At 57.1% G+C, this 12733-nt stretch carries 8 protein-coding genes, 2 tRNA genes and 1 pseudogene; 10 read left to right on the top strand and 1 reads right to left on the bottom strand.

What is annotated here, in order from left to right; translation table 11 throughout:
• Positions 1-87 precede the first annotated feature (87 nt).
• Positions 88-1815, top strand: a complete 1728-nt coding sequence (locus tag Q0D41_RS02940; protein WP_294374942.1) for a DUF2130 domain-containing protein — start codon at positions 88-90, stop codon at positions 1813-1815.
• 2 nt (positions 1816-1817) lie between these two features.
• The gene (gene nth / locus Q0D41_RS02935) at positions 1818-2474 is read left to right on the top strand and encodes an endonuclease III (protein ID WP_294374939.1); all 657 of its coding nucleotides are present in this window, start codon (positions 1818-1820) and stop codon (positions 2472-2474) included.
• 278 nt (positions 2475-2752) lie between these two features.
• On the opposite strand, the gene Q0D41_RS02930 is transcribed toward nth, so the two are convergent.
• Positions 2753-3670, bottom strand: a complete 918-nt coding sequence (locus Q0D41_RS02930) for a patatin family protein (protein ID WP_294374937.1) — start codon at positions 3668-3670, stop codon at positions 2753-2755.
• Positions 3671-3934: 264 nt separating this feature from the next.
• Between Q0D41_RS02930 and trxA the strand changes: the two are divergent.
• The 8 genes and pseudogenes from trxA to Q0D41_RS02890 form a co-directional block, all read left to right on the top strand.
• A pseudogene (gene trxA, locus Q0D41_RS02925) lies at positions 3935-4252 on the top strand (thioredoxin); the annotation flags it as partial.
• Between the two features lie 140 nt (positions 4253-4392).
• A complete protein-coding gene (locus Q0D41_RS02920; RefSeq protein ID WP_294374932.1) occupies positions 4393-5349 on the top strand; it encodes an NAD(P)/FAD-dependent oxidoreductase in 957 nt (318 codons plus the stop codon).
• 625 nt (positions 5350-5974) lie between these two features.
• Positions 5975-6979 carry an ABC transporter substrate-binding protein gene (locus Q0D41_RS02915; RefSeq protein WP_294374929.1) on the top strand — a complete coding sequence of 335 codons (1005 nt, stop codon included), beginning with the start codon at positions 5975-5977 and terminating at the stop codon, positions 6977-6979.
• Between the two features lie 105 nt (positions 6980-7084).
• A tRNA-Asp gene (locus Q0D41_RS02910) sits at positions 7085-7161 on the top strand.
• A 27-nt stretch (positions 7162-7188) separates the two neighbouring features.
• Positions 7189-7265 (top strand) — tRNA-Asp (locus Q0D41_RS02905).
• Between the two features lie 939 nt (positions 7266-8204).
• The gene (locus Q0D41_RS02900; protein WP_294374926.1) at positions 8205-8711 is read left to right on the top strand and encodes a MarR family winged helix-turn-helix transcriptional regulator; all 507 of its coding nucleotides are present in this window, start codon (positions 8205-8207) and stop codon (positions 8709-8711) included.
• Positions 8702-10858 carry an ABC transporter ATP-binding protein gene (locus Q0D41_RS02895; protein WP_294374923.1) on the top strand — a complete coding sequence of 719 codons (2157 nt, stop codon included), beginning with the start codon at positions 8702-8704 and terminating at the stop codon, positions 10856-10858. Before Q0D41_RS02900 ends, Q0D41_RS02895 begins: the two co-directional genes overlap by 10 nt.
• Complete coding sequence (locus Q0D41_RS02890; protein ID WP_294374922.1) at positions 10855-12711, top strand: ABC transporter ATP-binding protein; 1857 nt, start codon at positions 10855-10857, stop codon at positions 12709-12711. Before Q0D41_RS02895 ends, Q0D41_RS02890 begins: the two co-directional genes overlap by 4 nt.
• Positions 12712-12733 lie beyond the last annotated feature (22 nt).

Raw genomic sequence — 12733 nt, 5'->3', positions numbered from 1 at the left:
GAACAGATATTCGAAAAACAATTCGCATATCGCGTGACTTTGAGCGATAATAAGCGCCAGAAAACGATTCGTTGAAAGGCGTGCGACGTGAATGAAATCAAGTGCCCCCATTGCGGCGAGGTATTCCAGGTAGACGAGCGTGGGTTCGCCGACATCGTGCGTCAGGTTCGCACGCAGGAATTCGATAAGGAAATCGCCCAGCGCGAAGGCATGTTGAAGCAGCAAAACGAGCAAGCTGTGGCGCTTGCCGTGTCGAAGGTGAAAAGCGATGCACAAAACACCCAGGCTGCAAGCGAGGCGCGCATCGCGGAATTAGAAGCGAAACTTTCAGCGGCGCTTGAACAGGGCGAACAGGCGGCGAAGGCGTCCGAGAAAGAAAAGCAGCAGCTGCAGCAGGCAGAGCGTCAAAAGGCCGATGCCGATTTGAAAACGGCGCTTGCTGAAAAACAGGCGGAAATTGCCAAGCTTCAAGCCGAGGTCGAGAAGCTTTCGGCCGATCAGGAATCGCAAAAGCGCGCCACACAGGCCGAACACGAAAAGTCGCTTATCGATGCCACCGCGAAACGCGATGCTGAAATCGCAACGCTTAAAACCCAGCTCGCCTCGCAGGAAACCGCGTTCAAGCAGCAAATTGAGTCGCAGTCGAAGGAATACTCGCAGAAATTGGCGCTGGAACAAACCGAGGCATCGCGACGTGCTGCCGAGGAGTCGGCGAAGCTGCAGCAGACCATCGCAAGCCAGAAACAGCAAATCGAGTCGCAATCGCAGCAGTTCGCCGCCGAGAAAGAGCTCGCCGTGTCTCAGGCGCGCATTCAGGCCGAGCGCGAGCGCGATGAAGCAAAGGCGACTGTCGAGCTCGAGCGCGCCAAGGCGGCCCAAGCCCAGGCGGCGCTGCGCGAGCAAATGACACATGAGCTTGCCCAGAAAGACGAGCTCATCAAGTACAAAGACGACGAAATTGCCCGCGTGAAAGAAATGAAGGCGCGTCTTTCGACGAAAATGGTGGGCGAGTCGCTCGAGCAGCACTGCGAAATCGAGTTCAATAAAATTCGCGCTACGGCGTTTCCGCATGCATACTTCGAAAAAGATAACGATATTGTCGAAGGCACGAAGGGCGACTTCGTATTTTGCGAGTGCGACCCCGAAACCGGCGAGGAAATCGTTTCCATCATGTTCGAGATGAAAAACGAGAACGACGAAACGAAAACTAAGCATAAAAACGAAGACTTCTTTAAGAAGCTCGATTCCGACCGCACGAAGAAGGGCTGCGAATACGCGGTATTGTGCACCATGCTCGAGCCCGACAATGAGCTCTATAACGAAGGCATTGTCGACATGGGGTATCGCTACCCGAAGATGTACGTCATTCGCCCGCAGTTCTTCATCCCGATCATTTCCATTCTGCGCAATGCTGCGCTTTCGGCTCTGCAATACAAAACGCAGCTGGCCGAGGTGCGCAATCAAAATATCGATATCACGAATTTCGAAAACTCGATGGAAGAATTCAAAACGAAGTTCGCGAAGAACTATGACTTGGCGAGCCGCAAGTTCCAAACGGCGATTGAGGAAATCGACAAGACCATCGATCATTTGCAGAAAACGAAAGATGCCCTGCTTGGCAGCGAGCGCAATTTGCGTCTGGCCAACGATAAGGCGCAAGACCTCACCATTAAGAAGCTCACGCGTAAAAACCCCACTATGCAGGCGAAGTTCGCTGAACTTGCCGAGCAGCGTGCTGCGGGCGCCATGATCGGCGACGGAAACGATTCGGTCGAGGTTCTGGAAAGCGATATCGATGCGAAGGGCGACGAATAGCCATGCCTCGCGAGAATCTTACGCAGAAACGTGAGCGTGCGGCCGAAATCGAACGGCGCATGTTCGAGCATTACGGCGAAGGCGCATGCTCGCTTGACCATGTCGACCCATTTACGCTTACCGTGGCGGTTATTCTGTCGGCGCAGTGCACCGATGCGGCCGTGAACAAGGTGACTCCCGAACTGTTTGCGCGATTCGACACGCCAGAGGCTATGGCGGCAGCGAGCATCCAAGACATAGAGGAGATTATCCACCCGCTCGGGTTTTTCCGCAGTAAAGCGAAGAATTTGAAGGCATGCGCTCAAACGGTGCTTGCCGAATTCGGTGGCGAAGTGCCGCGTACTATGGCCGATTTGCAGAAGCTTCCTGGAGTGGGGCGCAAAACGGCAAATGTGGTTATGTGCCAAGCGTTTCGCGACCCTCAGGGCATTGCTGTCGATACGCACGTATTCCGCATCGCCCATCAGCTGGGCTTCGCTACGCGCAACGACGATACGCCCGAAAAGGTCGAGGCTAAGCTCATGAAAATCTATCCTCAGCCCGATTGGTTGTATATCAATCATCAGTGGGTCCATTTTGGACGCGAGTTCTGCGTGGCCCGTCGTCCGAAATGCCAGGAGTGCTTCTTGGCTGATGTATGCCCAAGTTCGGGGAAATAGCATAGGCGAATGCATTGGCGTTGCTCGTTTCGCAAAGACTGCCGAGGGTTTCGCGCAAAAAGACGCCGGTATTTCGCATGGCTTGGTGATGTTTTGCGTGAGGCGCGCTGTTCTCTCGGTTGCGTGGAGTGCGCGGCAGGCGCATTAAGCACGTTGGGACGCGATTGAATGCAAAATAGTACAGGGCCACGCCGGTTTTCGCGTGGCCCTGCTTGCACGAACGGTTGGATGAAGGTTTTTCGTTTCGGCGTCTTTGTGGGCGAAATCGAGCTCAGCTCCTATTTCGCCAGGTAATCTTGCAGCGCGCTCCAATTTTCCGCTGCGACCCTCAAGCCTTGTTCGTAAAGCGCGAATAGTTTGTCGGCATCGCGCTCCATGCTGGAAACCGTGACCGGCTCGCTCGGCTGAATCATGAAAATCTTGCCTTCGTCATGCAGACGTTTGATCCATCGATAGCAGCGATTGTATTCGTAGTGGCGATATTCGACGCGGTCGACGAAATGGGGGTAGTCGGAATACATGCGCTTGATGAGCGGCATGGTTTTGTTTGGGCCCTTCACGAATGTCGAATCTTGCGTGAGCACCACGATGTGTTTGTCGGTATTGCCCATGAGCATAGAATGCAGCAGCGGCACACTGTCGCACGGGCCACCGTCGAGCAGCTTTTTGCCGTCAAGTTCAATGATGTGCGACACCAAAGGCATGCTTGCCGATGCGCGCAGGTATTCAATATCGCGCTCGTCATCGGCGGTTTCCATCACATGGTAGTCGGCTTCGCCGGTTTCAAGATCGCTTGCTACGGTTGTGAGCTCCATGGGAGATTCGCGAAACGCCTTGAAGTTAAAGGGCTCGAGCGTTTCGGGAATCTCATGGAACACAAAATCGCGACCGAGGGCATCGCCCGTTCGCACAAAATTCTTCATCGAGAGATAGCGTGGGTCGTCGCAATATTTCGTGTTCAAAAAGCAGGTGCGCCCGAGCTCGCCGGCAACGTAGTTATAGCCATTCAGTGCGCCCGCGCTCGTGCCAATAACATGTTCGCACCAAAGGTTTTGGTCCATGAAGAAGTCGAGCACGCCTGCGGTAAACTGCCCGCGCATTGCGCCGCCCTCCAAAATGAGGTTCACGTTAACAGTTTGGGCGCCTTCGTAGGCTGGGGCTCGATCGGAGGTATCGTAGACGTATGATGATTGCATTGTTGCTCCTTCAGTTGAGCTTCCCGCACGCATGGGCGGGCTAGGTGCTGGGTACGCATTGGAGTGCTTCGCGTATCTGCCCAGAGCTTCCTGCACGCATGGGCAGGCTGTTTTGTTTCCATGGTGAACAATTCGGACCCATGGGTCAAGCGTTGCTTTGTTGACGTTGGGGCAACGTTACAGAGATTTACTTGCTTTTCATATTCTATATGTTATCTTATCGGTAGCAATTAAGAAGTCGCGAATGTAAGGCGACAGACGAAGGAGGGCGTTATGGCTCAGGTCATTACTTCTCAAGAATTCGATGCCAAGGTGCTGCAGGCGAGTGGCCCTGTGCTCGTTGACTTTTTCGCAACGTGGTGCGGCCCTTGCAAGATGCTCGCTCCCGTGCTCGATGAAGTGGCGAGCGAAGTTGCTGGCAAGGCCGAGGTGTACAAGGTCGATATCGATCAATCGCTTGATATCGCCCAGCGTTACGGCATTATGAGCGTGCCCACGCTTATGGTGTTCGAGGGCGGTCAGGTGAAGCGCACTGCAATGGGCGCGCAACCGAAAGCGAACGTGCTCGCGTTGCTCGATTAGTTATTGAGGGGTCCCGGCTCGCATCGGGTTGGACCTTTTGAGAAAATGGCGTCTTGGCAGGCGCTTTAGAGCGAATGAACGGCTAAGGCGGCAATGCATCAATGCTTGCCGCCTTTTTCTTTAAGGAAAGGGGTCGCGCCATGATTGATGGACGAACTGAGCTCGATGTTGCCGTAGTAGGAAGCGGGCCTGCTGGTATGACTGCAGCGCTCTATGCGGCTCGCGCCGGATTGTCGGTGGCGGTTTTCGAGCGAATGGGGCCAGGCGGGCAAATGACCCAAACGGAGCGACTCGACAATTATCCGGGTTTTGCCGAGGGGGTCGATGCATTCGAGCTTTCGTTTGCAATGGCTTCGCAGGCCGAGAGGTTTGGCGCCGAGCGCGTTTCCGATGAAGTTGTTGATCTCAATGTTAACGGTGTAAAGAAATTACTGACCTGCGCATCTGGTGCTCAGTATTCCGCTCGGGCGGTTATTGTCGCGACGGGTGCCGAGCCTCGAGAGCTAGGTGTTCCAGGGGAGGCTGAACTGCGCGGCAGAGGTGTTTCGTATTGCGCCACATGCGACGGCGGGTTTTTCCGCGGCAAGGTCGCGGTGGTGGTGGGCGGCGGCAACACGGCCGTGGGCGATGCCCTTTATCTATCGCGAATTTGCGAGAGGGTGTATGTGGTGCACAGGCGCGACGCGTTCCGTGCCGATGCCCTTTACCTTAGCGCGCTTTCCGAGCTGCCGAATGTGGAGCTCGTGCTGAATTCGACCGTTGAAGCGATTCGGCCAACGACCGATGGGGAAGCGCCCATGCCGCACGTGGAATCGATTCTCGTTCGCGATAGGAATACGGGCGATGAGCGTGTCGTAAATACCGATGCGGTGTTTATTGCTGTGGGTACGACTCCGCGCTCGAACGTGCTCAAGGCTGCCGGTGTCGCCCTTAACGAGGCGGGGTATGCGATCGCGGGCGAGAGCGGCGCGACCAATGTGCCAGGCGTGTTCGTTGCGGGCGATGTGCGTGAAAAACCGCTGCGCCAAGTGATAACCGCTGCTTCCGACGGAGCAAATGCGGCTACGGCCGCGTTCGAATATTTGAGCCTCGATTAGTTTTGCCATTGCCGCCGTGGAAACCGCAACGTACTTACCTTCGCTCCCACAACGGCAGTTCTGCCATTGCCGTGCTCGCGCGCCCGCAAGATCACATGACGCAGCTTCCTACACTCCGGTCAAGCCATTGCCGTGCCCACGCGTCCACAGGGCTGCATGCGCTGGTGCGATGCCGTAGTATCGCACCGCCATATACAAACCATCGCCGTCGTACGGGCCTCTTCGGGTCGATTCTTAAGGAAGCACGGATCGGCTGGTTACGCATCGGCTGGTTTCGAATCGATCGACTGGCTCCTTGGCGAGCGCCACTCTATCAAGGAGCGCGTCGGGGAGTTGCGGGCGGGTTTTCTCGTGAACCCATCCGTTCTTCACAGAATTGAATTATTGTTTCAATGGCATTTGTATCGCTGCGCAAAGAAATACGCGTTTGGGTATTTGCCATCTTGATGCTCTATGCGGTCGCCAGTCGGCGGCTGCTTCTTTGCTCGCTCGCATGGATTATTCGTCCTTATGCGGGGGCGGTATCATTATTTGCTTGTGTTGCTTGGCGATGTCTGTACTATCGCATGTGCTGTTTAAACGGTAACAATTTACCGCAACGCATCAATGAAGGGAGATGTGTTTCATGAAAAACGTCACCGACGTTATGAGCAAGGGCGCAATGTCGCGTCGTAGCTTCATCGGTTTTGCCTCGGTTGCCGCGCTTTCGGCGGTCGCGCTTTCGGGTTGCTCTTCGCAGGAGAACGCCGCGCCTGAAGCGACTTCGATGAAAATCGGCACGATGCAGACCGAGGACTCGCTGCCTTTCTGGGTTGCTGAGCAAAAGGGCTTCTATAGCGATCATGGCGTCGAGGTCGAAATCGTTACGTTCCAAAGCGCGCAGGAGCTTTCCACGGCATTCGCTGCGGGTGAAATTGATGGCGCGATGACCGATATCATGGTTTCCGCTTCGCTCGTGGCGAGCGGCATTGGCCTGAACCTCGCGTGGGTTACGCTGGGCGCCACGCCCGAACAGGGTCGTTTCGGCATTCAAACGTCGCCCGAGTCGGGCATCAAGAGCCTTGCCGATTTGAAGGGCAAGGGTATTGGCGTGGGTTCGAACACCGTGCCCGAATATGTAATGGACAAGCTTATGGAGGCCGCTGGCGCTTCGGAAGGCGAAATCGTCAACGAAGAGATCAAGAAGCTTCCCGTTCGCTACGAATCCATGACGAACAATCAGGTCGCTGCGGCCGCGTTGCCGGGCAGCTTGCTTGCGCTGGGCGAGGCGACGGGCATGATCACGCTTGCCGACGACACGCAAGGCGTGGGCAACGTAAGCCAGTCGGTTCTCGCCGTGCGATCTTCGTGGCTCGAGGGCGGCAAGGCTGCGCTCGAGAGCGTGCGCCTCGCATGGAACGATGCCGTGGCTGCGATTGAGGCCGATCCCGAGGGATTCCGCGATTTGCTCGTGGAAAAGGCAAATCTGCCGGGCATTGTGGCCGACACGTATCCCATTTCCTCTTACCCCGAAGCTGAGCTTCCCACGAAGGACATGGTTGATCCGGTTCTCAATTGGATGAAGGGCAAGGAATACCTGCAGGCCGACGTTGCCTATGATTCCGCCACGGGCGACTTGAAGACGAAATAGGCGAAATTCCGCCTTCAAGAATTTTTTTAAAAAAGTTCTTGCCCGAATCTCTTCGTTTGTGTAGACTATCCTGGCTGCCTTGAGAGAGGCGAAGTTTGAAAAAACGGGGTGTTAGCTCAGTTGGTTAGAGCGCCGGCCTGTCACGTCGGAGGTCGCGAGTTCGAGTCTCGTACATCCCGCCATCCTTTTCAAACTCACGTGTGTAGCACGGGGTGTTAGCTCAGTTGGTTAGAGCGCCGGCCTGTCACGTCGGAGGTCGCGAGTTCGAGTCTCGTACATCCCGCCATCCAAAATCTGAAGCCTGTTCGAAAGAGCAGGCTTTTTTGTTTTCCAGAGCGTTTGGAGCCCTCGTTAGCGCGGTGGGGGTGCAAAGACGTGCGGCCATGTGGGCTAGAGCAGCGTTCATGCGTTGAGGAATCCCCTTTGGTGCGGCGGTAGGGTGTGCAGCGTGGGCTTATAGGACGAAAAGTGGGGCTTATTTTGGATGCCTGTTGCTGGCTGGCTGCTTTGACGTTGGTCGCCGTGCATTCCGATTGCGCTGTTTCTGCGCTCTGGTGTCAGGAAATGCCACAAGGGGGCCCGATTGCGGCCCATTATTCGTTGCGAAAGGGGCAATTGGGAGTTCGTGATGGGTCGCATCATTGCAAAAGCGCAGGTCATTGGTGTGTCGTGGTCCAGGGATTCGATTTAGCCCGTAGATAGCGAGGCCCCCTTCTCTCATTTTCTGCCAGCAAGGTCGTCATCTTCTGCAATCGGGCCCCATTGCGCCATTTTCTGGCAAGCTCACATGTCGTTCGATTCACATGCTAGTTGAGTCGCGTGACATTCAGTCCGCATGGCGTTCGAATCGCATGGCGTTCGAATCGCATGGCATTCGATTCTCATGACGTTCGGGTCGCGCACTGCTCTATACGTTCTGCTCAGAAGAAAAGGGATTGCGCCGTGGCTGCCGTGTCGCGGCGATTGCGGTGGAGCGGTCGTATCGTGCTGACCGTGTCGTAACGGCTGCGTCGCCGAGGTCGTGCCGTAGCGTCTGCGGCGTAGCGATTCCGACGTGGTGGCCATGGCGTGGCGACCGTGGCAGGGTAATCACCTTGAAAATATGAATCATTTTCAGCGAATGACTACATATAGGTAACAGCGCTTGAAATTCCTTTTAGGTTCGATATTGTTTAGTAGCTAAATATTTAGGAACTAAACAATCCGAGTTTCGAAAGGGGTTGATATGAGCGAATCTTTGGAAGCGTTGCGCACCGAAATGTTTGAAACGATGCAGCGCATGCGCCAACGCCGCTCGACACCGCCGTTGCCACCGGGCATCACGCGTGGCGAGATCAATACGCTCATGATGCTTTCCATGATGGAAGCCCGTGGCGAGGCCGTGCGCCCCGGCATGCTTGCCGCGTGCACGCATGCGACGCCGGGCGCGGTTTCGCAAACGCTCAAGTCGCTTGAGGAAAAAGGCCTCATCGTGCGCAAGCGCGGCGAGGGCGATTCTCGCTCCGTCGCGATTTCCCTGACCGATGCGGGCCACGAGTTCGAAAACGAGGGCCGTCGCCTGCATGACGAGCGTTTCATGCATATGCTCGAATTCTTGGGCGAAGACGACGCTCGCGAATTCGTGCGCATCGTGAACCGCATGCTCGAGTTCGAAGAGTCGCATCCCTGGAAGGATGCCGCCGCCAGCAACGCCCTTTGCCGCGATAAGGAAGGTGACGAGCCATGCGCCTAATCAAGAATTTTGCGAATCATAAAATCGCGGTAACGATCGTCGTGGTGCTGCTCGCGGTTCAGGCGTTCTGCGACTTGTCGCTGCCGAACTACACATCTGACATCGTTGACGTGGGCATTCAGCAATCGGGCGTCGAGCATGCGTCGACCGATGTGCTCACCGAACGCACGCACGACCTGGTCGCCATTATGGAAAGCGAGCAGGACGAAAGCCTATTTGCCGATTCCTACGCCCAGCAATCCGACGGCACCTACGAGCTCACCGACTTCGGCCGCGAGCATCGTGCGGAGCTCGACGATGCCATGTCTATGCCGCTTGTTGCGGTGCATTACGCCGACCAAACCGGCATGGACCTTGACCAGCTGAAAGCCGCTTACGACGCCGGCATGGTGCAGAAATCTGACGTTCAAACCATACTCGATGAAGCGAAGTCGCAGATGGGCGACATGGCCGATTCCATCGTGAGCCAGCAGGCGATTGCCGCCGCCAAGGCCGAATACGAGCAGCTCGGTTACGACCTGAACGCAATGCAGATGAATTACCTGCTCACCACGGGCGGCAAAATGCTCGGCCTCGCCGCGCTCGGCATGGTCATCGCCGTAATCGTGGGCTTTATCGCGAGTCGCACGGCGGCAAAAATTGGCGCCAGCTTGCGAAGCCGCCTGTTCGAGCGCGTGCTGTCGTTCTCGGACGCTGAAATCCAAAGCTTCTCGGCCGCCTCGCTCATCACGCGCGGCACCAACGACGTGCAGCAAGTGCAAATGGTGTCGGTCATGATGCTGCGCATGATTCTGTACGCTCCCATTTTGGCTATCGGCGGCATTATCATGATCGCCCGCACAAACCTCTCTATGGGCTGGATCATCGTGGCCGCCGTGCTCGCCATTGCCGTGGTGATGCTGTTCCTCATGAAAGTGGCGATGCCGAAGTTCAAAATCATGCAGAAGCTCATCGACCGCGTGAACCTCGTGTCGCGTGAGATTCTCACGGGCATCCCCGTGGTGCGCGCGTTCGGCCGCGAATCGCACGAAGAGGAGCGCTTCGACGAAGCGAATCTGCGCCTCATGAAAACGCAGCTGTTCACGAACCGCGTTATGACGTTCATGATGCCGCTCATGATGCTCATTATGAACCTGGTGTCCGTCGCCATCATTTGGTTCGGCGGCCACGCGGTTGATGCGGGCACGCTGCAAACGGGCGACCTTATCGCGTTCATCACCTATTCCATGGTCATCATCATGGGCTTCCTTATGATTGGCATGCTTTCCATCATGCTGCCGCGCGCCGATGTGGCCGCCCAGCGCATCGACGAGGTGCTGAAGACGGAAAGCTCGATTGCCGACCCCGTGCCGGAAGCGTGCCACGACGACGAGCTCGCCACGCGCACGGACGGCGCCGAAATCGCCTTCAACGACGTGAGCTTCAAGTATCCTGGCTCGCAAGATTGTGTGCTCGAGCACATCGACTTCATCGCGAAGCCTGGTCAAACCACGGCCATCATCGGCTCGACCGGCTCAGGCAAGTCGACGGTGATCAAGCTCGTGGAGCGTTTCGCCGACGTGTCGGAAGGCTCCATTACCATCGACGGCATCGATATTCGTGACCTGTCGCTGCGCGCGCTGCGCAGCCAGCTGGGCTACGTTCCGCAGAAGGCCTTCCTGTTCAGCGGCACGGTTGAGGAAAACGTCGATTACGCCGCCGACGAGCCGAATGCCGAACGCGTGCGCGCCGCCGCGGAAATCGCCCAGGCCGACTTCGTGGACGACATGGATAAGGGCTTTGAAACCGAAATCTCCCAAGGCGGCACGAACGTCTCGGGCGGCCAGCGCCAGCGCTTGGCTATTGCCCGCGCGCTTGCCACCGATGCGCGCGCGTTTCTGTTCGACGACAGCTTCAGCGCGCTCGACTACAAAACCGATGCCGCGCTGCGCCATGCGCTCGCCGAGCAGCTTGGCGGCAAAACGCAAATCATCGTGGCCCAGCGCATTTCCACGGTGCTCCACGCCGACCAGATCGTCGTGCTCGACGAGGGACGCGTCGTAGGGTGCGGCACGCATGCCGAGCTCATGGGCGCCTGCGAGCCGTATCGCGAAATCGCGCTTTCGCAGCTATCGGAAGAAGAGCTGGAAGGAGGTGACGCGCAATGAGCCGGCAGGAAGAAATGGCGAAGCTGAAGGCGGCATCCCCGCGCCGCCGCGGCGGGCATGGTCCTATGGGCCGCATGATGCCCGGTGAAAAGGCGCAAGACTTCAAGGGCACCATTGGCAAGCTCGTGCGCTTCATGGGGCAATTCAAGGTAGCGTTTATCGCGGCCATCGTGTTCGCCATGGCGTCGGCCGCCTTCAACATCGTGGGCCCGAAGGTGCTTTCGCAAGCGACTACCGAGCTGTTCGACGGCATCGTCGCCAAAATCGGCGGCACTGGCGGCATCGACTTCGACGCAGTTGGCGCCATTTTGCTTACCACGCTGGCGCTGTATTGCGTGAGTGCGGCATGCTCATTCGTGCAAGGTTGGATGATGACTTCGGTTTCGCAGCGCACGTGCTACGGCCTGCGCCGCAAAATCGCCGAGAAAATCGATCGCCTTCCCGTGGGCTACTTTGAGTGCACGAGCACTGGCGACGTGCTTTCGCGCATCACCAACGACGTCGATACGCTGGGGCAAAGCCTCAACCAGGGCGTGACGCAGCTCATTACGAGCGCTACCACCATGATTGGCGTGCTCGTCATGATGCTGTCCATCAACGTCGAGATGACGCTTATTGCGCTGCTGGTGATTCCGTTGTCGCTCATTTTGGTGAAAGTCGTCGTGAAGCGCAGCCAGAAGTACTTCCGCGCGCAGCAGAAGAAACTCGGCGAAATTAACGGCCAAATCGAGGAGACGTTCTCGGGTCAGGCCATCGTGCGCGCGTTCAACAAGGAAGACGCGGCGCTTGCCACCTTCCGCGAAACGAACGAGGCACTCTACCAATCGGCGTGGCGCTCGCAGTTCCTTTCGGGCCTCATGATGCCGATCATGGGCTTCGTGAGCAATTTGGGATATGTGGCCGTGGCCATTGCGGGCGCGATTTTCGCCGTGCAGGGCCGCATCACGGTAGGCGACATTCAGGCGTTCATTCAATATGTGAAGAACTTCACGCAGCCCATCACGCAGCTCGCCCAGGTCGCAAACGTGCTGCAGCAAATGGCCGCGGCGGCGGAACGCATCTTCGAATTCCTTGAAGCCCCCGAAGAGGCGCCCGAGCATCCGAAGGCGAAGGCCGCCGACGTTCCAAGCGACGTGGAATTCGACCATGTGCGCTTTGGCTACGATTCCGAGCATCCGGTGATCAGCGACTTCTCGGCGCGCGTGGGCGAGGGCCAAACCGTCGCGCTCGTCGGTCCCACGGGCGCAGGCAAAACCACCATGGTGAAGCTGCTCATGCGTTTCTACGACGTGGACGGCGGCGCCATTCGCATCGGCGGCCACGACGTGCGCGAATTTTCGCGCGAAGACGTGCGCTCGCAATTCGGCATGGTGCTGCAAGATACGTGGCTGTATAACGCCACCGTGCGCGAGAACATTCGCTACGGCCGACTCGATGCGACCGATGCTGAAGTCGAGGCAGCCGCGAAAGCCGCGTTCGCCGACCATTTCATTCGCACGCTGCCCGAAGGCTACGACACGGTGATCAACGAGGACGCGAGCAACATCAGCCAAGGCCAGCGCCAGCTGCTCACCATCGCGCGCGCCATTTTGGCCGACCGTCGCATGCTTATTTTGGACGAGGCCACAAGCTCGGTCGACACGCGCACCGAGGAGCGCATCCAGGCGGCCATGGACAACCTCATGCGCGGTCGCACGTCGTTCGTCATTGCGCATCGCTTGTCGACCATTCGCAATGCCGACCTGATTCTCGTTTTACAAAAAGGTGACATTGTGGAACAAGGAACTCATGCGGAGCTGCTTGCGGCAAATGGGGCCTATGCTAAACTCTATAACTCACAGTTTGCTGAATAACCATTATTGGAGCGCGCCCATG

The sequence above is a fragment of the uncultured Slackia sp. genome, assembly GCF_934630525.1.
In the GTDB taxonomy this organism is placed as follows: Bacteria; Actinomycetota; Coriobacteriia; order Coriobacteriales; family Eggerthellaceae; genus Slackia.
The sequence above is the reverse complement of the archived record's forward strand: the minus strand, read 5'-3'. Positions and strand labels throughout refer to the sequence as shown.

Bases quoted from the DNA above. Each gene is read 5' to 3' on its own strand.
- Q0D41_RS02920 (WP_294374932.1), top strand. From the start codon at position 4,393: ATGATTGATGGACGAACTGAGCTCGATGTTGCCGTAGTAGGAAGCGGG.
- Q0D41_RS02895 (WP_294374923.1), top strand. From the start codon at position 8,702: ATGCGCCTAATCAAGAATTTTGCGAATCATAAAATCGCGGTAACGATC.
- nth (WP_294374939.1), top strand. From the start codon at position 1,818: ATGCCTCGCGAGAATCTTACGCAGAAACGTGAGCGTGCGGCCGAAATC.
- Q0D41_RS02890 (WP_294374922.1), top strand. From the start codon at position 10,855: ATGAGCCGGCAGGAAGAAATGGCGAAGCTGAAGGCGGCATCCCCGCGC.
- Q0D41_RS02900 (WP_294374926.1), top strand. From the start codon at position 8,205: ATGAGCGAATCTTTGGAAGCGTTGCGCACCGAAATGTTTGAAACGATG.
- Q0D41_RS02930 (WP_294374937.1), bottom strand. From the start codon at position 3,670: ATGCAATCATCATACGTCTACGATACCTCCGATCGAGCCCCAGCCTAC.
- Q0D41_RS02915 (WP_294374929.1), top strand. From the start codon at position 5,975: ATGAAAAACGTCACCGACGTTATGAGCAAGGGCGCAATGTCGCGTCGT.